This is a genomic window from Duganella sp. GW821-FHT07G03 (assembly GCF_059418605.1).
On the sequence record NZ_JBWKQE010000007.1, the window covers coordinates 51,177 to 72,848 of the forward strand.

Sequence of the window (21,672 nt, forward strand, 5' to 3'; positions counted from 1 at the left end):
GCGGGCGATGCGCCACTGGGAGCGATTCCACTCTACACTTGGCATTCTGTTCACTTTGCCAAGGTTGATGGAATCCCATGAACGCCAACTCTTCCCGCCTGGACGTGATCGATGCATTGCGCGGCTTTGCCATCGTCTCGATCATGCTTCTGCACAATATCGAACACTTCGATTTCTACTTTTCCCCGTCCGGATTGCCGCCCTGGCTGATGGCGGTGGACAAAATAATCTGGGATAGCCTGTTTTTCCTGTTTGGAGGCAAGTCCTACGCGATCTTCGCGCTATTGTTCGGAATGACGTTCTACATCCAGGATCACAACCGTTCCCTGCGCGGCCAGGACTTTCGCGGCCGTTTTGCCTGGCGCATGGTGTTATTGCTCGGTTTCGGCCTGTTCAATTCCATGTTTTATCACGGCGATATACTCAGTATTTACGCCGTGCTGGGATTGGCCCTGATACCGGTGGCGCGCCTGCGCAATGGCGTGGTATTGGGCATCGCGCTGTGCTTATTGCTGTTGCCGCACGCATGGGTGGAATTCTTGCTGGCCTTGCCAAATCCCGATGAAAAACTCGCCGATCCCGCTTCCTGGGCCTATTTCGGCCGCGCCGAAAAATATATGGCGCACGGTTCGGCATTCGACGTATGGCGAGGGAATTTAACGAACGGGAAAATCGGCGTCATCCGCTGGAGTTGGGAAAACGGCCGCATATTCCAGATACCGGCATTATTCATGCTGGGTATGCTTGCCGGCCGGTTATCGCTGTTTATTCAATCGGAATCAAACCGTATATTCTGGCGTAAAACATTGCTTGCTGCCGCGCTGGTGTTTATTCCACTGTATCTGTTGAAAAGCTCTCCCGATGCCTGGCATATCGGCGCGGCGGTGCGCCGTCCATTATTGGTGATGGTCACCTCATGGTCGAACGTGGCGTTCACGCTGGTGCTGGTATCCGGCTTTACGCTGCTGTCTTATTCCGGCAATTGGTTGCAGATATTCTCGCCGCTGGGCCGCATGAGTTTAACCAGTTATGTGGTGCAATCCATCATCGGCACGTCGATTTATTATGGCTACGGCCTGGGCCTGTATCAATACACCGGCGCCAGTTTCGCGCTGGGGATAGGATTGACGCTGGCTCTGCTGCAAAGACAGTTCAGCGTGTGGTGGCTGGGCCGTCACAAGCAGGGCCCGCTTGAAACGCTGTGGCACAAAGCCACGTGGATAGGCGCTCATAGTGATGGTGTGCCAAATATTGGCGTGAATATACCAAAAAGCAGCTTGTGAAGGGCGGCCGGCGGAGACGGCCATTCTAGGTCTTATTCGTCGTCGGGAGCGATCCATTGAATGCGGCCATGGCCGGCCTCATTCAATCGGTGGATCAGTTGCGCGGCTGCGCTATCGGCAAGGCTGAATTCAAACTGCACGTGGTCGGAATGGGCGACATGGTCGAGGCTGGCGCCGGCCAATTCTATTTCACGCCGCACCATGCCCTCCATCGCATAGGGTGCGGTGCAGATCAGGCATTGCAGCTTGATAATCGCGATTTTCTCGGACTTTAATAATGCCTGGGCGACGCTGTCGGTATAAGCGCGCACCAGTCCGCCGGCGCCCAATTTAACCCCGCCGAAATAGCGGACCACGGTGGCCAATACCCCTTCGAGGTCTTGGTGGCGTAAAACATCGAGCATGGGGCGGCCGGCGGTACCGCTGGGTTCGCCGTCATCGACTGCCGCCGATTGGCCGCCGGCTAATAATGCCCAGCAGACGTGGGTGGCGCCCGGATGCTGCGCCCATAACTCGGCCACCACTTTTTGCGCGGCGCTCCGATCCGTCATCGGCTGAACGCAGGCTATAAAGCGGCTTTTTTTAATCAGCAATTCGTGGTGAACGGCGGCGGCGAGGGAGAAGGGCATGGCGGGATTTCTGGCACGGCGGCGGTATAAACCGGCCTATGGTGCCAGAAATCCGGGGGAAATACAAAAACGCGCTCAGCGGTTGCTGATTTTCAGGCCGTCGCTATCGGTGAAATTGCCGAGGATGACCATAATAAAATCGATCAGCGCCCAGATACCAAAGCCGCCGAAGGTGAACAGCATTAAAATGCCGGTACCGATCTTGCCGACGTAGAAGCGATGCACGCCCAACACGCCGAGGAAGAAGCACAGCAGTACGGTGACGACGTAGTCTTTTTCCGAACGCGGGCCGGAGGCGGCGGCATGTTGCGGCGCGCCGCAATGTGGACACGTTGGTGCTGTTTCGTGAATTTCTTTACCGCAACCGCGGCAGAATACCATGCCCATGTTTTCCCTTTTGTTTTGTCTAATTGTTGTTGTAGGCTGATTGCCTAGGCGGAAGATTATAGGTGGGGAGCCGGCTTAGCTTTCTCACCAACTGTAACGATCTGCTAAAATTCCTGCCCACTTACCCGAGTATCCCACATGAGCAACTCCTCCGCCGCGCCGCAAAACAACGCCACCGATAGCGACCAGGGGGAAGACGACGACCTGATGCGCAAGCTCGGGCTGAGCGCCAAGGGCGTGCTGCTGGCGCGCCAGGAAGGCCGCGTGTTCCTGCGCCTGAGCGGGGTGGTCGATTATGCAGGATTGCGGGTCGCTTATGACCTGGTGCCGGCGCAGGGCGTGCTGGCCAAGGCATCCAAATGGCGCAAGATGGACGCCGATACGCGCTCCCAGCTGCTGCTGGAACGCGCCAGCGACGCCGTCGGCGCCGAGTTGCGCGGCTACGTCAGCGCCTTTGTGCAGGAAATGGCCGACGCCTGCGACGACTGCGGGCTGGACGCCCAACCCTTCCTCGGCGCGCTGGCGGACATGCAGATCTCCGAGCCGGCCGGCGTCGTGTTCGACCGCATCCGGCAGCGCCTGGAGCACGCGGTCGAGCGCGACATGGAAGAACAACATGCCGAGCGCACGCGCCAGAGCATCAACCTGGCCGAATATCCGGCCTCGTTCGACGTGGCGCGGCGCATGAAGCGCCGCTTCATCGCGCTGCTGGGGCCGACCAATTCCGGCAAGACCCACCAGGCCATCGAAGCGCTGGCCAAGGCGCCCAGCGGTGTCTACCTGGCGCCCTTGCGCCTGCTGGCGCTGGAAAACTACGAGCGCCTGCAAGCCATGGAAGCGCACGGCAAGCCGCTGGCGGTCAGCCTGGTGACGGGCGAAGAGCGGCGCCTGGTGGCCGGCGCCACCCACGTGGCCAGCACGGTCGAGATGCTCGACACGCGCACCCCGGTCGATGTGGCCGTGATCGATGAAATCCAGATGCTGGCCGACCGCGACCGCGGCTCGGCCTGGACCGCCGCCGTCTGCGGCGCGCCGGCGCAGGTGGTCTACCTGGTGGGCGCGCCGGAAGCGCGGCGCGCCATCGAGGTGCTGGCGGAGCGCCTGGAGTGCGAGCTGGAAGTGCACGTGCTCAAGCGCAAAGGCCCGCTGTCGGTGGAGCCGAGCGCCGTGCGCAAGCTGAGCAATCTGCGGCGTGGCGACGCCGTGATCTGCTTCTCGCGCCGCGAGGTGCTGATGTGGCGCGACATGGTGACCGAGCTGGGCCTGTCGGTGGCCACCGTCTACGGCAATCTGTCGCCGGAGGTGCGGCGGGCGCAGGCGCAGCGCTTCCGCGACGGCCTGGCCGACGTGGTGGTGGGCACGGATGCGATCGCCATGGGCTTGAACATGCCGATCGCGCGCATCGTGCTGACCACCTCGGTCAAGTACAACGGCTATGAAGAGGAAGAGATCCCGGCCGCGCTGGCGCGCCAGATCGCCGGCCGGGCAGGGCGCTTCGGCGTGCACGAGGAAGGCCTGGTGGCCGGCTACGACAACGAGACCCACAATGTGATCCGCTCGCTGCTGAGGGAAAAGCCGATGCCGCTGAAGACCACCGGCTTCGCCGTGGCGCCGACGCTGGAGCATCTGCACCGGATTTCGTCGGTGACCAACGAGCACGCGCTGGCCAAGTTGTTGAAGCGCTTCGTGCACAACATCGATGTGCCGGACGGTTTCTTCTACCCGCGCATCACCGAGGACCAGTTCGAGCGCGCGGCCTGGCTCGATACGCTGGAGCTGACGGTGGCGGAGAAGTTCGCGCTGTCGCTGGTGCCGATCTCGTCCAAGGTGCCGTCCCTGCAGCGCGCATGGGAGCACTGGGCGACCGCGCTGGCCGCCAAGAAGATCACGCCGATCAAGGCGGAGCAGGCGCCGCTGCACTACCTGTCCTTGCAAGAGGTGGAGGACGCCTGCCGCCTGTATTCGGCCTACGCGTGGCTGGCCTACCGGCAGCCGGAATACTTCCCCGATACCGAGCGGGCGCAGTTGCTGTCGCGCCAGGCCTCCGAGCGTGTGGACGCGCTGCTGCAGGACCAGAACTCCGCGCTGCGCAAACGCCAGCCGAAGAAGTTCCGCCGGTGAAGCAGCAGTACGGTTAAAACTTGCCTTTTAGCAAACTAGTTGATACTATTTGTGCAATAAAAATTCGATTAATAAATAATGAATATTGTACATTTGGATAAAATTAAACGTTTGGGCGTGCACACGCTGGTGCTTGGATTGCTGGCGGTGGCCGGCTGTGGTGGTGGTGGCGGTTCGTCGCCGTCCGCGCCGCCGCCCGCGCCGGCACCTGCACCGCCACCAGTCAATGTCGCGCCGCGCGCGGTGCTGGCGTTGGCGGCGGACGCGGGTACGCCGACGCTGAATACCGAAGTCGCACTTAGCGCGCTTGGCAGCAGCGATCCCGAGGGCAGCGCGCTGACCTATACCTGGAATTTGCAAAGCAAACCCGTCGACAGTGCGCTTTCGCTGCAGGCCGGCAATGTCGCCACCGTCAAGTTTGTACCGGACCGCATGGGTGCCTATGTGGTGCGGCTGCGCGTTGCCGATCCAGCCGGCCTGTATACCGAGCAGGACCTGACGGTCCAGGTCAACAATCGGCTGCCGGTGGCGGTCATCGACAAGACCGCCGCGACGATCTTGGCCGGCGCCAAATTCACGGCGTCCGCCGCATCGAGTTACGATCTCGACGGCGACAAGCTGACCTATGCCTGGACGTTGGACAGCAAACCGGCCGATTCGGCCGCAACGATTGCCCAGTCGGATAGCTCCGATATGTCGCTGACGCCTGACCTCGCAGGCACTTATGTGGCCATGCTCAAGCTCAGTGACGGTAAGTCCTCGCTTAGCACCCGTGTGGTGATGAAGGTGCTGACGCAGGTCACGGGGGCGGTGAAGTTGCCGTTCACGCCGCTGGCCGCAGCCTACAGCAAGGCGATCGACAAGGCGGTGCTGGCGTCGGATGCGCCGAATGCGTTGCGCATCGTCGATCCGTTCAGCGGCGTGATCGCCACGGTGCTGACCCCAGCGCCGTACAAGAGCCTGGCATTGAGCGCCGATGGCAAACTGGCGGGCGTGTTGCATGAAGGCTTGTTGACGCTGATTGATCTGAGCACCGCCACCGTGCTGCATACCACTGCCACGGGCGGCTCACACACCGAAGTGTTCCTGACCAATGCAGGCTTCGCCTTTCTGGTGGGGCAGACCGGCGGGCAGTGGGTGACGCCGTCAGTGACGGTTGTCAACGCGCGCACCGGAGAAGTGTTGCCGCAGGATTGGCAGGGCTCGGGCGGCTTCTTCTACGGTACGATGCGCGGCGTGTATTCGGAAACCAACCATAAGGGCTTTGCGGTGGCGGCCGGACTGTCGCCGTCCGATATCTCTTACTTCACCGTGGACGCCACGACGAACAAGGTGCTTGGACTAGGCGACTCGCCGTACCATGGCGATTACCCGATCTACAGTCCGCTGTTCCTGTCGAACCGGCAGGACCTGGTCTTCACTTCTGCCGGCAATTACTTCCGCGCCGACACCTTGCGTTATTCGGGTACATTAAACCTGAGCGGTGCCCTGGTCTCACTGAGCCAGTCGCCGGAACTGGAAACCTTGGCGCTGTCGGCTACGCCGGGTGGCTATCCCGACTACAGCGCCAGCTATTCGTCCAGCTACAAGCGCTACACGGGCGAATTGATGTTGTATGCCGGCGACCTGGCCTTGCCGGTGCTGGACGGGCAGCAGAGTTATGCCCGCAATATATTCCATAGTGCGGCAGGTAATCACGTAGCGCTTGTGCAAACGGGCGGGGCGGGACAAAACTCCAGCGGTCTGAAGTTCTACCTCGTGTATCGCTAGGCAGCGGACGTCGTGAAGAGCACTGTGGCTGCGGCCGCCGGCGGCTTGGGTGAGCGCATTGATGCGATCGACATCTTGCGCGGGGTGGCGTTGTTGGGCGTGTTGTCGGTGAACCTGGTGTCGGAATTCCGGGTGTCGATTTTCCAGCAGTTCCTGCCGCCCGATCCGGGCCTGGGCATGCTGGATACCTTAGTTGAAGGACTGGTCCGCGTCGGCTTCGAGATGAAGGCCTTCGCCGTGTTTTCCTTCCTGTTCGGCCTTGGGCTGGCGGTGCAGTTCGAGCGCTTGTCCCGGACCGGGCGGCCGTTCTACTGGCTGGCGCGGCGGCTGGGCGTGCTGCTGGTGTTCGGCCTGGTGCACCTGCTGCTGGTCTGGAACGGCGACATCCTGACCGAATATGCGCTCGGCGGCCTGCTGGTGCTGCCCTTGCTTGCGGCGCCGGCCTGGGCGCTGGCGGTGGCGGCGGCAGGCATGTTCGCGCTCTACCTGTTCATCGGCGTGGTGCCGGTCGGCATACCGTGGCCGGAGCCGGCGTGGTTTCAGCAGCACGTCGCGCTGGCCAACCAGGTCTACGCCTCCGGCAGCTATGCCGAGATCTGCCGCTTCAGCATGAGCGAACTGCCGCATCTGCTGCCCTTGCACCTCTACGTCATCCCGAGGACGCTGGCCTTGTTCCTGCTGGGCGCCCTCGCGTGGCGGACCGGCGTCATGCAACGGCCGGGCGAGCACCAGCGCCTGTGGACCGGTGTCGCGGTGATCGGCGTGGCGGCGGGCACTGCATTATGCGTCCTGGATGTGGCCACCGGCGTCGGCCAGTCGCTGCTGGCCGCCGGCTATGCCGCGACGGTGATCCTGCTGACACAGCGCGGCTTGTTGCGCAGCTTCGCGCCGCTGGGCCGGATGGCCTTCACCAACTATATCGCCCAGTCCCTGATTTTTGGAGGCATCTTCTTCGGCTACGGGCTGGGGCAGTTCGGCAAGCTCGGCGCCGCGCCAGTGTTACTGCTCGGTATCGGCGTGTATGTGGCGCAGATGGCCTTGAGCGCCTGGTGGCTGCGCCACTACCGCTTTGGTCCGCTGGAGTGGCTGTGGCGGACGCTGATGTATGGGACCTTGCAAGCCATGCGGAAGCGGTGATGCTTTAAAGAAATACGCACATTCCCACCAAGCTGGCGCCATCAAGCCGCCAACCTCGGCTATCATGGCGGCCGGTCGGCATACGCTGAATGTTTAGGGATGGAGATGAATGCAGCAAGGGGAGGGGCTGGCGCGGAAGTAGCGGTCCAGCCGCAGTTTGGTTTGATTAATCTGTTGAAAGCTGGTGCAGCGCAGTTGATCGTTTTGCATCATTTGGCATTTTATGGGCCGATGTCCGATCACGTCCGGCCGCTGTTGCCGGCATTGATAGATTGGCTGAGCGGCAGTGCGCGCATTGCCGTGCAAGTATTCCTCGTGATCAGCGGCTTCCTGGTGGCGAAATCGCTGTCGCCCGCCGGCCAGTCCGGCCTGTCCGATCCCCTGGGGGCGATCTGGCACCGCTACACCAAACTGGCGCCGCCGTTCCTGGCGGCCACCCTGCTGGCCGCCGTCGCTTCGGCCTGGGCCGGTAACTGGATGACGCATAGTTCGGTCTCCGCGCCGGCCACCCTGAGCCAGCTGAGCGCCCACGCGCTGCTGCTGCATGGCGTGCTTGGCTACCCATCCTTGTCGGCCGGCGCCTGGTATGTCGCCATCGATTTCCAATTGTATGCAGTCACGGCCCTGGCGCTGTGGCTGGCCGGCCGCGCCACCGGCCGTCGCCGGATGCTGTGGCTGATGCCGGCCCTGACCGCCTTGGGCGTGACGCTGTCGCTGCTGTATTTCAACCTCGATGCCGACTGGGATAACTGGGCGCCGTATTTCTTCGGCAGTTATGGCCTGGGCATGCTGGCTTGGTGGGCCAGCGATCGCTGCCGCGCGCCGGGCGTCGTGGCGCTGCTGCTGGCCATGGCCTTGGTGCCGGCGTCGGCCGCCTTGTTCCTGGACTTCCGCAGCCGCATCGCGCTGGCGCTGGTGGTCGCTTGCCTGCTGTATCTGTTTGGCCGCGCCGAAACGGTGGCGACCGGCCGCGCCTGGGCCGTCGTCAACGGCCTGGGGCGGATATCGTATTCGGTGTTCCTGATCCACTTCCCGGTCTGCCTGATGGTCAACGCGGCGTTCAGCCGTTTTGTGCCGGCCGGCCCGGCATGGCAGGGCTTGGGCATGCTGCTGGCCTGGGCCGGCAGCCTGGCTGCTGGCGCCGCGTTCTTCCGCTGGGTGGAGGCGCCGCTGGGCCGCGCAGTCCAGTTCGCTACCGGCAAGATCGGCCTGCGTCCGCTGGCCGCCTAGTTCAGCGTCGTCTTCAGCGCTTTGGTGACGGCGTCGGCGATGTCGTCCTGCACCATCAACAGGTCGTCGACCGGCTTGTCATAGGTTTCCGACCAGATGATGAAGCCGTTGTCGGCCTTCATCAAGCGCGCCGCGACCCGCATGGTGTTGCCGGATTTGCGCACGCTGCCATCCAGGATGTAGACCACGCCTAGCTTGCTGGCGACGTCGGCCACCGCCATCTGCTTGTCCTTGTAATAAAACGTGGCGCTGGGCGCTGGCACTTTCATGCCGGGTATCTTGCTGAACCTGCCGATCAGTTCTTCGGTCATGCCGTCGGCAAAGGTTTCGTTGCCCATGCCTTCGGTCAGGTCCGCAAACGGCAGCACGGCGATGGATTTCTGCGCCAGCGCCGCTTGAGGCGCCGGGCGCGGTTCGTTCGCCAGCGTGTTGTGCAGCCAGAAAACGATGCCGACCACGATGGGGATGCACGCCGTCAGCAGGAAAACCAGCCGGCTGCGCGAGGCATTGGACGGCGGCGCAGGGCGGGGCGGGGCCGGGATGGCTGCCGGTTCGCTCCACGGGCCCACTGCGGCCACCAGGCGGTAGCCCTGGCGCGGCACGGTGACGATGTAGCCGGGTTGCTTGGGATCGTCGCCCAGCACCCGGCGCAGCGACGCAATCGCCTGGTACACCGAATCCGGGGTGACGATGACGCCCGGCCAAACCTGGCTCAGCAGCTCGTCGGCGCTGACGAGCTCGCCGGGACGACCGGCCAGGCAAAGCAGCAGGCGCATGGTGCGCTGATCGAGCCGCGTGGTTGCGCCGTCCCGGCCGATCTCGCCCAAGGCGGGATCGACGCACCAGTCGCCGACGCGTAGCTTGGCAGCCGCTGAAGTTTCCATTGTGCTCCGATATTTTTGTGTTTTTGACAGGCTTGGATTATAGCGCGACCGCCAGCGGCGGCTCTTCAGGGAATTTCAGAACGATTTCAGGCCGATTTCAGGCCAATTTCAGGACTTTTGGCCCGGCCGCCTGCATTGTGGTGGCTCCCCACACATGAAGGAGTACCCGATGAAATACCTGTTGCTGCCGCTGTTCTCGCTGTTCACCCTGCCGGCTTTCAGCGCCGAGACGCTGACGATCGACCCCGACCACAGCGCCGTGGTCTTTAGCTGGGACCATCATGGTTATACCAACCCGGTGGCCCGTTTCGAGAAAATTGAAGGCAAGCTGCTGCTGGATGAGGACCTCAGCAAGTCCTCGGTCACGCTGAAGCTGGCGGTGGACGGCATCCACACCGCCGTCGCCGCCCTTGACCGGCAACTGGTGAGCGCGGAATTTCTCGACGCCGCCGCCTTCCCCGACATCACGTTCCAGAGCACCAAGATCGTCAAGGGACCGATGGATAGCCTCAAAATCAGCGGCAACCTGTCGGTCCACGGCGTGACCAAGGCCGTGGTCCTCGACGGCAAGATCAACAAGATCAAGCGCGACCCGATGGGCAAGGAGACCGTAGCCGGCTTCGAAGCCATGGTCAAGCTGAACCGCGCCGATTTCGGCGTCAACAAGTATTTCCCGAACACGGCGCGGGAACTCACCGTCCACATCACCCTGGGCGCGAACTCGGCAGGCTAGGCGACACAACTAGTGAACTGTAACGTTTAAATCGGTAGCGCCTGCCGCGCAGGCAACGCGCATGGCGGCGTTGCAAATGCTCGCAATAGCTCGCTATTGCTGCGCTTTGCGCCTTGCCCTGCGCGCCGCCTGAGCGTCCTTCGCTCCCAATTTAACCGTTACAGTCCACTAGCGGCCGGCGTTGGTACAGATTGTTCAGCACCAGCGCCGCGCCGGTGCACGCCGCTCCCAGCAGCTGGCCGGCCGCGATCGGCGTGCCGGCCAGCGCTTCCACCGCGAAGGCGGTCAGCGGCACCACGTCAAGGAACAGCACGCCATTGGTGGGCGTGATGATCTTGTTGCCCAGGTTCCAGCAGAGCACCGCCAACACGCCGGCGACCAGCACCATGTAGGCCAGGTAGGGCAGCAGGGCGGGCAGCGCCGTGATGGCGGGGCGGGGGATGTAGCCCAGCGCTTGCAGGGAAAAATCGGCCAGCAGGATGGTGGTCAGGCCCAGGCCGGTGGTGATCGCCGAATAGCGATAGCCGCTCCAGCCGGGAAAAAACGATGCGCCCAGCGTGTAGAGCGCCCACGACGCCGCGCCCGGCAGCAGAAAAGCCGCCGAGTCGCTGGCGACGCCCTGCTGCAGCAAGCTGCCCGGCGCGCCGCCGGACACCACCAGCAACACACCGTAGAACGACAGCCCGATACAGCCGAACGCCACCGCGGATGGACGCTTGCCGCGGATCGCCCAGTTCAGCACCAGCGTCAGCATCGGCGTGGTCGCGATCATCGCCGACGCGGACAGGGCGCCGGACTGTCCGGCCAGCTGCTGGCCGTGAAAGATGAAGAAGCCGTAGCCGCAAAAGCCGCAGGAACCCAGCGCCCAGGCCAGCACATAGCGCTCGCCGCGCAGCTTGAGCGCCGCGCCGCCTTCCTTGTAGAACAAAATCGCCAGCATGATGGCGGCCGCCGCGCCGTAGCGCAACGCCGTGAAGTTAAACGGGTCCATGCGCAGCAGGGCCTGCCCCATCACCGGGAACGATACGCCCCACGCCAGCGCGGCGGTCAGGCACAGCGCCATGCCCTTCAGATATTCCGTACGCACAGCCTACTCCAAGAGTTCAGATGCCGTCGATTCTAGGATGTCGTCCGTCGCTCGCATAAGGTACAGATTGGGTACAATACTCGATACTGTACTGGTACAAGGAGCATGACAGATGCACCGATTCCACCGATCCGCCGTTTCCGGCCACAGCGTGGTGGCGCAGGTGGTCGACTATTTTGCCGCGGCGATCGCGGCGCGCGAGCTCGCGCCGGGAGCCAGGCTGCCGTCGATCCGAAGCTTCGCGCTGGACAGCCAGGTCGCCAAGTCGACCGTGGTGGAAGCCTATGACCGGCTGGTGGCGCAGGGGCTGGCGGTGTCGCGGGCCAAGTCCGGCTTCTTCGTCTCCACGCCGAGGCGGTTGCTGGAGATCGGCCGCGCGCCCAGCACGCCCCAGCGCAAGGTCGATGAATTCTGGATGCTGCGCAACGCCTTGCAGCTGCCGAGCCACGCCCTGCGTCCCGGCTGCGGCTGGCTGCCGCCCGACTACCTGAACGATGAAGGCATACGGCGCGTGCTGGGCACGCTGCGGCGGGAACCGGGCGACGCGCTGACCTCCTACGGCGAACCGGCTGGCTACCGCGCGCTGCGCCAGCAGTTGCAGCGCCATCTGGGCGGGCGCGGCATCGAGGCGCCGGTGGAGGGGATCGTGTTGACCGACAGCGGCAGCCAGGCGCTCGACCTCGCCATCCGCCTGCTGGTGCAGGCGGGCGACACGGTCTTCGTTGACGACCCCTGTTATTTCAATTTCCAGGCCAGCCTGCGCGCGCACCGGGTCAAGGTGGTCGGCATTCCGCTCACGCCAAGCGGGCCGGACATGCAGCAGTTTGAACTGGAACTGGCCCGGCATAGGCCCCGGCTCTACATCACCAACGCGGTGCTGCAAAATCCGACCGGCATTTCCTTTGCCGCCGCGGTGGTGCACCAGATATTGCTGCTCAGCCGGCAGCATGGCTTCGACATCATCGAGGACGACACCTTTGCCGACCTGGAAGAGCGCCCCGCGGTGCGGCTCGCCGCGCTGGACCAGCTGCAACGCGTGATCTACATCGGCAGCTTTTCCAAGACCTTGTCGGGCGCGACGCGCTGCGGTTTTCTGGTCGCCAAGGCGGAGTGGATAGAGGCGGTGCTGGACTTGAAGCTGGCCACCACTTTTGGCAACAACGAACTGTCGGCCCAGCTCATTTGCAAGCTGCTGCTCGACGGCAGCTACCGCAAGCACACCGAAGCGATCCGGCAGCGCTTGCGCAAGGCCGCGGTGTCGGTGCGCAAGCGGCTGCGCGACTGCGGCCTGGAGCCGTGGGCCGAACCGGCGGGCGGGCCGTTTCTATGGGTGCGGGGCGGGCCGGACATGGATGCGTCGGCGATCGCTAGCGCGGGACTGGCGTCCGGCATACTGTACGCGCCGGGCAATGTGTTCAGCGTCAGCAACGGCGCCGGCCATTGCCTGCGCTTTAACGTGGCTTACTCGCATGATCCGCGCATCTACGCGTTTTTGAAAAAACAGTTAAAGCTTGACGCTTAGCTGCAGCGCCAGCGCGCGCGGCGATACCGGGATATCGAAGGGCAGCGCCAGCCCCGGCGCCAGGCTGGGTTCGCGCGCGTCGGCGTTGAACAGGTTGCGCGCGGTGGCGGAGACGGTCCAGCCGTGCGGCAGCGGGTGGGTGAGGGCGGCGTCCATGGTGCGGTAGTCGGCAATCGGGGCGCGCGCGTCGCCGGCCGCGCGGCGCCGGCCGGCGACCCAGTTCAGCTGCGGACTGAATTGCCAGCCTGGGCTGATGGTCCAGTCCAGGCGGGCATAAGCATGGTGGCGCGGCGCATAGCCCGGATCGTTGCCGGTGGCCGCATCGCGCGCGTTCTGGCGCGCGTAGTTCGCCAGCCAGCGCAGGTTCTGGTTCAGCTCCCAAGTCATTTCGACTTCGCCGCCGTTGCCTTCCGTTCCGCCGCTGTTCTGGTAGGTCGCGCCCGGCGCCGGCGCCGGGTTCGCCACTGAGCGGATCAGGTCCTTCAGCGTATAGCGGAACAGGCTGAGGTTGACGGACAGGTCGGCGCGCGCCTGCCATGCCAGCGCGGCCTCGGTGGTGGCGATGCTCTCGGGCCGCACCTGCGGGTTGCCCATGTTGACCGGATTGATGCCGGTCTGTTCGTTGAAACTGGGCGAACGGAAGGCGCGCCCATGCAGCAGCTTGACCGTGACGTTGAGGTCGGCGTCCCACACCAGCGCCAGGCGCGGATTGGTGGTGCCGCCGAAGTCGGAATAGTCGTCATGCCGCACGCCGGCCGTCAGCGCCCAGTCGCGGGCGAACTGCCACTCGTCCTGGACGTAGACATAGTTGATCTTGCGGCGCTGGGGCCGGATGTGCGGCTGGATCAGGCCGTAGTCGATCACAGGGCCGGTCGGTACCGGTATCCCTGCCGGACTGATCAGGAAGTTCTTCAGGGTCTCGACCTGGTACAGGTAGAGGTCGTCGTGGCCGGCGCCCAGGCGCAGTGCATGACGGTTCATGCCGCTGTAGGTGGCAAAGGCCGAGCTGCGCAGATTGCGCTCCCAGCGGCCGGGGCCGCCGAGCAGGCCGTCCGGGAACAGGTTGGCGCCGATGCGCGCGCCCGCCGGAAACAGCCCCAGGCCGTCGGGCGTCTGTTCGGTGTAAAACATATAGCTCAGCGATCCGCCCACGCTCCAGTCGTTGGCAAAGTCGGGCGCGGTCCACGACAGCTCGCTGGTAGCATAGCCGCTGCGCGCGTGGTGGTCGGGATCGAGCGCCGAATTGACACCGAGGCCGGTGCCGACATTGCTGCGCCACTTCAGGTTGGTGCGCCAGCGCCAGCGCTGCCAGGACAGGTCGAGACTGCCGTCGTAGGCGTCATAGCCGGTGTTCATCGGGCCGGGGGCCTTGCTGACGTGGGTGCCGAAGCGGCGGTCGTTCAGGGTTTGCGCATCGGCTTCGACCAGGGTGCCGGCGCCGTCGGTACGGCCCACTTGCAGAAAAGCCGCGATGGACAGTTGGTCTTGCTTGTGGCCGTATTCCAGCCAGGCGTCGCGGGCGTCGAACGAGCCGATCCGCGCACCCACGCGCAGGCCCGGCATCTGTTCGGCCGTCTTGGTGATGATGTTGATGACGCCGGCAAACGCATCGGCGCCATACAAGGCCGAGCCGGGTCCGCGGATGATTTCGATGCGCGCCACATTGGTCAGCGGCATGCTGGCCCACATATTGCCCTTGTCGCCGTTGAAGTCGGTGTTCATGCGCAGGCCGTTGAGCAGGAACAGCACCTGGGGATTGGTGACGCCGCCCGCGCCGATGCCGCGGATGAAGTAGTTGGGCGCATACATGGTCGGCACGCGCGTGACGTGGATGCCGGCCACCGCTTCCAGCACGTGGTCCAGGTCGCTTGCGCCCATGGCGGCGATATCCTCGGCCGTGACCACCGAGGCGACGGCCGGGGCGCGGCGCAGCGGCTGGGCCGATCCGGTGGCCAGGCTGATGGCGGAGCGGTCCATGCCGTACAGGGCCAGGTCTTCGTCCTCGGGCTGGGTTGCGGAAAACGACGCTGGATGCCAGGCTGTCAGGGCCAGGGCGACCAGCCAGGCTGGGCGGCGGTCTGTCATGCGGGGGCGCAGGGTAAGGAAGGGTTTCATCTCGAAAGTCGAACGGCAGCGGAAACTCCACAATACACGGCGCTTTGCGCTTTAACAATTAAGTGTTGTCAAAGTGCATCAGGAAGTTATCCTGGTTGTTGCTTGCGCGGGAATGAGGAATTGTCGCGCTTGCACGTTACGTTGTAGTGCGTCGGCGCGGCCGAATCCTGTTATATTCAGTTTCTCTCTCCTCCTTGCCACCGGCCTGTTCGTTATCCAGCGCTGTTCGGCGCCAATCTGCGAGCCCGCTCGGCAGTCATGTAAGCCGCTACACCCATGCTGAGTTGCAGTGCCCTGGAAGGCGTTCATGCATACGACAGGATTTGGCAAAGGTGGTTACGACCGCCTCGAGCTTTTGGCCGGCCATACGGAATACACACGGCAGGCCAGCCTGCTCAAGACCGGCGCCTTGCAGGATGCGATCTTCAATAGCGCATATTTCTCCAGCATCGCCACCGATGAACGGGGCGTGATCCAGATTTTCAACGTCGGCGCCGAGCGCATGCTGGGCTATAAGGCGCTGGATGTTCTGAACCGCATCACGCCAGCCGATATTTCCGACCCGCTGGAACTGATCGCGCGCGCCGCCACGCTGAGCGAAGAACTGGACACGCCGATCGCCCCGGGCTTCGATGCGCTGGTGTTCAAGGCTTCGCGCGGCATCGAAGATATTTACGAGCTCACGTATATTCGCCAGGACGGCAGCCGCTTTCCGGCCATCGTCTCGGTGACGGCGCTGCGCAATGCGCATGACGACATCATCGGCTACCTGCTGATCGGGACCGACAACACGACCCGCAAACGCTTCGAGCGGGCGCTGGAGGATAAGAATATCGAGCTGGAGCACGCCAGCCGCATGAAGTCGGAATTCCTGGCCACGATGTCGCACGAACTGCGTACCCCGCTCAATGCCATCATCGGTTTTTCCGAAGCGCTCAAGGACGGCCTGATGGGCGAGACCACGGCGCTGCAGCACGAATCCATCGACGATATCTTCACCAGCGGCCAGCACCTGCTATCGCTGATCAACGACATCCTCGACCTCTCCAAAGTCGAAGCCGGCATGATGGCGCTGGAGCTGGAGGCGGTCGACTTGCGCAGCCTGCTGCAGAACAGCCTGACCATCGTCCGGGAAAAAGCGGCGGCCCAGCATATCGGGCTTGAACTCGACATGGGCGACATGGGCGAAGAGCTGGGTATCGTGCAGCTTGATGTGCGCAAGACCAAGCAGATCGTCTACAACCTGCTGAGCAACGCCGTCAAATTCAGCGCCAGCGGCGGGCCGGTGCAGCTGCGCGCGCGCCGCGTGCAGCGCGACGCGGTCGGAACGCTGGAAGGCGATTGGCCCATGCACCGCTTCCCGCTGGCTGACAATGAATACAGCGACTTCGTTGAAATCTGCGTCAGCGACCATGGCATCGGCATCTCGCCAGACAATATGGGACGGCTGTTCCAGGCCTTCAGCCAGATCGACAGCAGCCTGGCGCGTAAATTCGAAGGCACCGGACTTGGCCTGGCCATGGTCAAGCAGTTGGCTGAGTTGCAGGGCGGGGCGGTGGCGGTGGCCAGCGCGGAGCGCAAGGGGTCGCGCTTCGCGGTCTGGTTGCCGCTGCGCGCGGCGCCTCACTTCGCCGATCCGGCATGAAGCGAGGTTCCCCATGGCCAGGATATTGGTGATCGAAGACAACGCGGCAAATATGAAACTGGCGTCGTTATTGCTGCGCAATGCGCACCACAGCGTGTTGTGCGCGGTCGACGCCGAAGCGGGGCTGATGGTCGCCCGCAACGAGTTGCCCGACCTGATACTGATGGATATCCAGCTGCCCGGCATGGATGGCCTGGCCGCCACCGCCATCCTGAAGCGCGACCTGGTGACGGCGGGCATCCCGGTGATCGCTTTGACGGCGATGGCGATGAAGGAAGACCAGGAGAAAAGCCGGCAGGCAGGGTGCGACGCCTATATCGCCAAGCCCTTGGGCTATCGCCAGCTGTATGCGATGATCGACGCCTTGCTGCCGCTGGGGAGCAAGGCATGAACCCCGCTGCCCCCACCATCCTGATCGTCGACGACGAAGCGCAAAACCGCCGCCTGCTGGCGGTGCTGCTGCGTCCCGAAGGCTACCAGACCGAAAGCGCCGCCAGCGGTGAGGAAGCGCTCAATGCGGTGGCCCATTCGGCGCCAGACTTGATCCTGCTCGACATTATGATGCCCGGCATCGATGGCTATCAAGTCGCCAGCATCCTGAAGGCCAATCCGGCCACCGCCAACATTCCCATCATCATGGTCACCGCGCACGGCGAGCGTGGCGCCCGGCTTGCCGGGCTGGAGGCTGGCGCGGAGGAATTCCTGACCAAGCCGGTCGATCGCACCGAATTGTGGCTGCGGGTGCGCAACCTGTTGCGCCTGAAGACTTTTGGCGACCTGCAGCAGCACAGCTTTGTGCTGGAGCAGCAGGTGGCGGCGCGCACGGCCGATCTGCAGCGCTTCCGCACCGCGATGGACGCCACCGCCGACGCCATCATGCTGGTGAGTCGCGACTCGCTGCGTTTCGTCGAGGTGAACGCCACCAGTTGCAGAATGCTCGGCTACACCCGCGAGGAAATGCTGGCGCTGGGGCCGGTAGCGCTGGGCGCGGTCACGCGCCAAGAACTGACACAGGTGTACGATACCGTGATCGCCGGGCAGGCCAGCACGACATTGAGCGAAACGGCGCTGCATTGCAAAGACGGTACGCTGATCCAGGTGGAGGTGAGCCGCCAGGCCATGTTGTCCGGGAACGACTGGATCATCGTCAGCGTGGTGCGCGACATCACCGAACGCAAGCAGGCGCAGCAGCGGCTGCAGCACCAGGCCAACCACGACGCCTTGAGCGGCCTGCCGAACCGCACTTTTTTCTACGAGACGCTGCGCAAGACCATCGCCCTGGCCAGCCAGCAAGGCTGGAAGGTGGCGGTGATGTTCATCGACCTCGACCACTTCAAGAACGTCAACGACACCCTGGGCCATGCCATCGGCGACGAACTGCTGATCCAGTTCAGCAATCGCCTGATGACCTGCGTGCGCATGCGCGACACCATCGGACGGCTGGGCGGCGACGAGTTCGGATTGATACTGGTGATGGAGCAAGGCCACCAGGGCGCGGCCCAGGTCGCCACCAAGATCCGCGACGCGCTGCATCCGCCGTTCAACTTGCAGGGCTATGAAGTGATCATGACGGCCAGCATAGGCATCACGATCCACCCGGACGACGGCGACGATCCCGACGCCTTGATCAGGTATGCCGACACCGCCATGTACCAGGCCAAGCACGCCGGCCGCAACACCTACCGTTTCTTCACCGCGCAAATGAATGTCGACGTCCTGCAACGCCAGGACCTGGAGAGCGCGCTGCGCAAGGCCATCGAGCGCGAGGAATTCGAGCTGCACTACCAGCCCAAGGTATCGCTGACCACCGGCGCGGTGGTCGGGCTGGAAGCGTTGCTGCGCTGGGCCAGGCCCGGTCATGGACTGGTGGCGCCGGCGCTGTTCATCCCGGTGCTGGAGGAGAGCGGCCTGATCGTTCGGGTCGGCAGCTGGGTCATCGCGACGGCCTGCCGCCAGATCAAGCAGTGGAGCTTGGGCGAGGTCGGGCCGGTCCAGGTCTCGGTCAACGTGGCCGTGCGCCAGTTCGTCGAAGGCGATCTGGAAGCCGATGTCGCCCGCGCCCTGGCCGACAACGATTTGCCTGCCGGGCTACTGGAACTGGAGCTGACCGAAACGTCGCTCATGATGAACACCAAGCGTACCATCGTCTGCCTGCGCAACCTGCGCGAGCGTGGCGTCAAGGTGTCGATCGACGACTTCGGCACCGGCTACTCCAGCCTGGCCTATCTGCGTCGTTTCCCGATCGACAAACTGAAGATCGACATCGCCTTCATCCGCGACGTGACCAGCAGTCCCGACGATGCCGCCATCGTGCTGGCCATCATCACGATGGCGCACAGCCTGAACCTGCTGGTGATCGCCGAAGGCGTCGAGACGCCGGCCCAGCAAGCCTATCTGCTGCGCCACCAGTGCGACCAGATCCAGGGCTACCTGATCAGCCGCCCCTTGCCGGCCGCGCAGGTCACCCAGCTGATGATGCTGCGCAAAACGCTGGATCCGCTGGTGAGGCCGCTGATGGCGCGGCAGACCTTGCTGATCGTGGACGACGACCCGTTTATGCGCGAACTGCTGGCAACCGAACTGGGCGGCGAGCAATATAGTGTGCTGCTGGCGCAATCGGCGGCGCAGGCGTTCGAGCTGCTGGCTCAGCATGAAATTCATGTCATCCTGTGCGACCAGAGCATGCCGGAGATGGCGGGCACGGAGTTCCTGGACAAGGTGAAAGCCATGTATCAGGACACCTTCCGGATAGTCCTGTCCGGCGAGACCAATCTGGAGGACATGATGGCGGCCGTCAACCGGGGCGCAGTGGACCGCTTCTACACCAAGCCGTGGGACCACGAGGCGCTGTTGGGCAGCATCAGGCAGGCGTTCCTGCACCCGCGCCTCAAGCCCGCCATATCAGGCGTAGAAGTGGCTGGCTCTTGAGGCGGCCTGGAATCATCGGTCTATTTCGCCGCAATTGCCGAAATTTCCACTAGCGCGTCCTTGGGCAGGCGCGCCACCTGTACCGTGGCGCGTGCCGGCGGCTTGTCCTTGAAGTAGGTCGCGTAGACGGCGTTCAATTTGGCGAAATCGTTTAGATCTTTTACATACACGGTGGTCGCGACCACGTCATCCAGGGTCATGCCGCCCGCCGCCAGCACGGCTTTCAAATTATCCAGGACTTGTTTGGCCTGTTCTTCAATTGCGCCAGGTATCAATTGATTGGTCTTGGGATCGATGGCCAGCTGGCCGGCCAAGTACATCGTTTGGCCGAGCTTGATCGCCTGGGAGTAAGGGCCGATTGCGTCTGGCGCCCCCTTGGTTGCGATGGCTTCCTTGCCGGTACCGGTCTGGGCCGACGAACTTGCCATTGCCAGCGCGATACAGCCGCCGCACAGCACTTTTAAAGAGGTGAGCATGATGTGACGCATTTCGTTTCTCCTTTGATGGACAGGTGCTGCGGATTGATGTCGAAGCGACAATGTGAGTTATACCTAGATTGGACCTGAAAAGCGAGGGGAAGTGCGATGGCTTGTCACCCATGCCGATGTGCCAGGACCACATGCCAAGCTTGCGAGGGCGCCAGCTGCTTCCACCAATCCCCGCTGATGAGATTTCCGTTCTGGCTTTAATTAAAATGTGTGAAAGTAGTGCCCCATTTGATGACGATTGCCTTGCCAGAATTTTCGCGCGTAGCGGGGGGCGTCATCTAGGTCGACGGCTTGCGGTAGGCGTCGAGTGGGCGGCACGGAAGTGAGAAGTCCACGTGATAGTGTTCATCGTGCCTGACCCACGGCGTGGTTTTCATGAAGGGCAGGGTGGTGCGCAGATCGCGACCACGGGATGTCTGGAACAGTCGTGTCGCGAGTTCTTTTTGGAAGATCACCCGTGCAATCGTCACGTGGTGTTTTTTTGCTGCGTCGGCTAACTGGTGTAGGTGCTCGGCCATGGCTTCAAAGTCGATATGCAGATTGCCCAGCACGCCGTTCGCGTCAAATTCAAGCCCGTAGCCAAACTTATTCATCGCGGTCGACGGCAGCAACGCGGGCTGGTTATTGCCGTCGAGGACCGGCACCATGAAATCGACCGATAGTCCGGACTGGTGAGTGTGATGCGGCTTAAATGGACCGCCGGCGGCCAGTCCTGTTTCGCCGTACATGAAGCGTTTGTCTGGTGCGGCCAGGTACACAGCATCGTAAGCGGCAACCACGATGTCGCGGACGCTTTGATGCACGTAGGTCCGCCCCAGCGCGACTCCGATACTGCTGTAGGGAACAAAATTCTTGCCCTGCACAGGGAGCTGCACGCCGTCTTGCAGACGGCCGTTCGCCGGGGTGCCGTAACACGTGCTGGCATTGGCGAGCGCCAGCGGAAGTGCAAACAGCACGGTGGATATCAGAATAAAGCACCTGAGTTGCGTGCGAGGTCGTCTGGCCCAGGCAGCGGTAAAGGGGGGATTCGCTGCCATGGGCTTGGATTCCAGTTCTCTGATGCGCCGATTAGATGTTTGCGCGTTGGCTTGCTTACTCACGGGGGCGGTCCCTATCGGTTGCAAATACTGGTGAAGTCGTCCTCGTTTCGATGAATGTGGGCATGGGACACATTGCATTGACTGGTATTGTCATCAATTTGTCTGCACATGGAACTATCTCATCAGAGCGGCCAGGTCGCACTCATCAGCGTGATTCAGGTTGAGGATTGCCGTCTATCTTGAAGCGCCGATGAAATTTGAACGGACGGTGTACGCCGCGAGGTTCGGAAAATGGGAGCGCGAAGGTTTGCTTATTCAACAGCTCCAAGGTCCAATCCGTGCCGCCGAAAAAGAGAAAACGAATTTTGTTAGGCGGTTGCAGCTCGAGGAGCGAAAAAACTCCGGTTGCATACATTGATCCTAACCACGCGGAATCCACCACCTCGAAGTTGGTGTCGAGCAGGTAAATACGAAGCGTTTCCTCGTGCATTATGTTGTCGGTAACTAGGACGAGTAGAAAATCTTCCCACCTTAGGGCCGCCTCAAGCACAGCGCCGTCAACAACCTTGCCAGTTGGCTTTCCGCCCACGACCAGCTCACTCTGTGGCATCCCCTCGCTGAAGGGCGAACCGATCAAGCGAATCGAAAATTCGGAAGTGGAAAGTCGTTTCAC

The 21,672-nt window shown here is 62.8% G+C and carries 18 protein-coding genes; 10 read left to right on the forward strand and 8 right to left on the reverse strand.

Going from position 1 to position 21,672, the window contains the following annotated elements:
- Positions 1 to 77 precede the first annotated feature (77 nt).
- Positions 78 to 1,283: a DUF418 domain-containing protein gene (locus AC07OK_RS11380; RefSeq protein ID WP_494690412.1), complete on the forward strand. Its 1,206-nt coding sequence runs from the start codon at positions 78 to 80 to the stop codon at positions 1,281 to 1,283.
- A 32-nt stretch (positions 1,284 to 1,315) separates the two neighbouring features.
- Here AC07OK_RS11380 and AC07OK_RS11385 read toward each other — a convergent pair whose 3' ends face one another.
- Both AC07OK_RS11385 and AC07OK_RS11390 read right to left on the reverse strand, forming a co-directional pair.
- The gene (locus AC07OK_RS11385) at positions 1,316 to 1,912 is read right to left on the reverse strand and encodes an IMPACT family protein (RefSeq protein WP_494690413.1); all 597 of its coding nucleotides are present in this window, start codon (positions 1,910 to 1,912) and stop codon (positions 1,316 to 1,318) included.
- Positions 1,913 to 1,987: 75 nt separating this feature from the next.
- Positions 1,988 to 2,299 (reverse strand): TM2 domain-containing protein, encoded by a 312-nt coding sequence (locus tag AC07OK_RS11390; protein ID WP_494690414.1) that lies wholly within the window; start codon positions 2,297 to 2,299, stop codon positions 1,988 to 1,990.
- 138 nt (positions 2,300 to 2,437) lie between these two features.
- Between AC07OK_RS11390 and AC07OK_RS11395 the strand changes: the two genes are divergently transcribed.
- The 4 genes from AC07OK_RS11395 to AC07OK_RS11410 all read left to right on the forward strand — a co-directional run bounded on the left by AC07OK_RS11395 (position 2,438) and on the right by AC07OK_RS11410 (position 8,557).
- A complete protein-coding gene (locus AC07OK_RS11395) occupies positions 2,438 to 4,420 on the forward strand; it encodes a helicase-related protein (protein ID WP_494690415.1) in 1,983 nt (660 codons plus the stop codon).
- Between the two features lie 78 nt (positions 4,421 to 4,498).
- Positions 4,499 to 6,190, forward strand: coding sequence for a YncE family protein (locus tag AC07OK_RS11400; RefSeq protein WP_494690416.1), 1,692 nt, complete (start codon positions 4,499 to 4,501; stop codon positions 6,188 to 6,190).
- A 12-nt stretch (positions 6,191 to 6,202) separates the two neighbouring features.
- Complete coding sequence (locus AC07OK_RS11405) at positions 6,203 to 7,327, forward strand: DUF418 domain-containing protein (protein WP_494690417.1); 1,125 nt, start codon at positions 6,203 to 6,205, stop codon at positions 7,325 to 7,327.
- A 105-nt stretch (positions 7,328 to 7,432) separates the two neighbouring features.
- Positions 7,433 to 8,557, forward strand: coding sequence for an acyltransferase family protein (locus AC07OK_RS11410; protein WP_494690418.1), 1,125 nt, complete (start codon positions 7,433 to 7,435; stop codon positions 8,555 to 8,557).
- Here AC07OK_RS11410 and AC07OK_RS11415 read toward each other — a convergent pair.
- Complete coding sequence (locus AC07OK_RS11415; RefSeq protein WP_494690419.1) at positions 8,554 to 9,441, reverse strand: winged helix-turn-helix domain-containing protein; 888 nt, start codon at positions 9,439 to 9,441, stop codon at positions 8,554 to 8,556. The genes AC07OK_RS11410 and AC07OK_RS11415 overlap by 4 nt on opposite strands.
- Before the next feature lie 169 nt (positions 9,442 to 9,610).
- Between AC07OK_RS11415 and AC07OK_RS11420 the strand changes: the two genes are divergently transcribed.
- Entirely contained in the window at positions 9,611 to 10,174 is a 564-nt protein-coding gene (locus AC07OK_RS11420; RefSeq protein WP_494690420.1) for a YceI family protein, read from the forward strand.
- A 151-nt stretch (positions 10,175 to 10,325) separates the two neighbouring features.
- On the opposite strand, the gene AC07OK_RS11425 is transcribed toward AC07OK_RS11420, so the two are convergent.
- Positions 10,326 to 11,261 carry a DMT family transporter gene (locus AC07OK_RS11425; protein WP_494690421.1) on the reverse strand — a complete coding sequence of 312 codons (936 nt, stop codon included), beginning with the start codon at positions 11,259 to 11,261 and terminating at the stop codon, positions 10,326 to 10,328.
- Positions 11,262 to 11,373: 112 nt separating this feature from the next.
- Between AC07OK_RS11425 and AC07OK_RS11430 the strand changes: the two genes are divergently transcribed.
- The gene (locus tag AC07OK_RS11430; RefSeq protein WP_494690422.1) at positions 11,374 to 12,783 is read left to right on the forward strand and encodes an aminotransferase-like domain-containing protein; all 1,410 of its coding nucleotides are present in this window, start codon (positions 11,374 to 11,376) and stop codon (positions 12,781 to 12,783) included.
- Here the strand turns inward: AC07OK_RS11430 and AC07OK_RS11435 are convergent.
- Entirely contained in the window at positions 12,766 to 14,868 is a 2,103-nt protein-coding gene (locus tag AC07OK_RS11435) for a TonB-dependent receptor plug domain-containing protein (protein ID WP_494690423.1), read from the reverse strand. The two genes, AC07OK_RS11430 and AC07OK_RS11435, sit on opposite strands and share 18 nt — an antisense overlap.
- Before the next feature lie 337 nt (positions 14,869 to 15,205).
- On the opposite strand from AC07OK_RS11435, the gene AC07OK_RS11440 reads away from it, so the two are divergent.
- The 3 genes from AC07OK_RS11440 to AC07OK_RS11450 are packed head-to-tail and all read left to right on the forward strand — an operon-like array spanning position 15,206 to position 19,471.
- Positions 15,206 to 16,543 (forward strand): sensor histidine kinase, encoded by a 1,338-nt coding sequence (locus AC07OK_RS11440; protein ID WP_494690424.1) that lies wholly within the window; start codon positions 15,206 to 15,208, stop codon positions 16,541 to 16,543.
- Between the two features lie 13 nt (positions 16,544 to 16,556).
- Positions 16,557 to 16,934, forward strand: a complete 378-nt coding sequence (locus AC07OK_RS11445; protein ID WP_494690425.1) for a response regulator — start codon at positions 16,557 to 16,559, stop codon at positions 16,932 to 16,934.
- Positions 16,931 to 19,471 (forward strand): EAL domain-containing protein, encoded by a 2,541-nt coding sequence (locus AC07OK_RS11450; RefSeq protein ID WP_494690426.1) that lies wholly within the window; start codon positions 16,931 to 16,933, stop codon positions 19,469 to 19,471. Before AC07OK_RS11445 ends, AC07OK_RS11450 begins: the two co-directional genes overlap by 4 nt.
- Positions 19,472 to 19,491: 20 nt before the next feature.
- On the opposite strand, the gene AC07OK_RS11455 is transcribed toward AC07OK_RS11450, so the two are convergent.
- The 3 genes from AC07OK_RS11455 to AC07OK_RS11465 form a co-directional block, all read right to left on the reverse strand.
- Positions 19,492 to 19,959: a RidA family protein gene (locus AC07OK_RS11455; RefSeq protein WP_494690427.1), complete on the reverse strand. Its 468-nt coding sequence runs from the start codon at positions 19,957 to 19,959 to the stop codon at positions 19,492 to 19,494.
- A 278-nt stretch (positions 19,960 to 20,237) separates the two neighbouring features.
- Positions 20,238 to 20,996 carry a penicillin-insensitive murein endopeptidase gene (locus AC07OK_RS11460; protein ID WP_494690428.1) on the reverse strand — a complete coding sequence of 253 codons (759 nt, stop codon included), beginning with the start codon at positions 20,994 to 20,996 and terminating at the stop codon, positions 20,238 to 20,240.
- 208 nt (positions 20,997 to 21,204) lie between these two features.
- Complete coding sequence (locus tag AC07OK_RS11465) at positions 21,205 to 21,672, reverse strand: hypothetical protein (protein ID WP_494690429.1); 468 nt, start codon at positions 21,670 to 21,672, stop codon at positions 21,205 to 21,207.

What these genes read in the sequence shown, in the direction of transcription:
- AC07OK_RS11460 (WP_494690428.1), bottom strand. Translation starts at nt 20,996, where the DNA reads ATGGCAGCGAATCCCCCCTTTACCGCTGCCTGGGCCAGACGACCTCGC.
- AC07OK_RS11410 (WP_494690418.1), top strand. Translation starts at nt 7,433, where the DNA reads ATGAATGCAGCAAGGGGAGGGGCTGGCGCGGAAGTAGCGGTCCAGCCG.
- AC07OK_RS11400 (WP_494690416.1), top strand. Translation starts at nt 4,499, where the DNA reads ATGAATATTGTACATTTGGATAAAATTAAACGTTTGGGCGTGCACACG.
- AC07OK_RS11390 (WP_494690414.1), bottom strand. Translation starts at nt 2,299, where the DNA reads ATGGGCATGGTATTCTGCCGCGGTTGCGGTAAAGAAATTCACGAAACA.
- AC07OK_RS11450 (WP_494690426.1), top strand. Translation starts at nt 16,931, where the DNA reads ATGAACCCCGCTGCCCCCACCATCCTGATCGTCGACGACGAAGCGCAA.
- AC07OK_RS11435 (WP_494690423.1), bottom strand. Translation starts at nt 14,868, where the DNA reads ATGACAGACCGCCGCCCAGCCTGGCTGGTCGCCCTGGCCCTGACAGCC.
- AC07OK_RS11445 (WP_494690425.1), top strand. Translation starts at nt 16,557, where the DNA reads ATGGCCAGGATATTGGTGATCGAAGACAACGCGGCAAATATGAAACTG.
- AC07OK_RS11395 (WP_494690415.1), top strand. Translation starts at nt 2,438, where the DNA reads ATGAGCAACTCCTCCGCCGCGCCGCAAAACAACGCCACCGATAGCGAC.
- AC07OK_RS11385 (WP_494690413.1), bottom strand. Translation starts at nt 1,912, where the DNA reads ATGCCCTTCTCCCTCGCCGCCGCCGTTCACCACGAATTGCTGATTAAA.
- AC07OK_RS11415 (WP_494690419.1), bottom strand. Translation starts at nt 9,441, where the DNA reads ATGGAAACTTCAGCGGCTGCCAAGCTACGCGTCGGCGACTGGTGCGTC.
- AC07OK_RS11380 (WP_494690412.1), top strand. Translation starts at nt 78, where the DNA reads ATGAACGCCAACTCTTCCCGCCTGGACGTGATCGATGCATTGCGCGGC.
- AC07OK_RS11455 (WP_494690427.1), bottom strand. Translation starts at nt 19,959, where the DNA reads ATGCGTCACATCATGCTCACCTCTTTAAAAGTGCTGTGCGGCGGCTGT.
- AC07OK_RS11420 (WP_494690420.1), top strand. Translation starts at nt 9,611, where the DNA reads ATGAAATACCTGTTGCTGCCGCTGTTCTCGCTGTTCACCCTGCCGGCT.
- AC07OK_RS11430 (WP_494690422.1), top strand. Translation starts at nt 11,374, where the DNA reads ATGCACCGATTCCACCGATCCGCCGTTTCCGGCCACAGCGTGGTGGCG.
- AC07OK_RS11440 (WP_494690424.1), top strand. Translation starts at nt 15,206, where the DNA reads ATGCATACGACAGGATTTGGCAAAGGTGGTTACGACCGCCTCGAGCTT.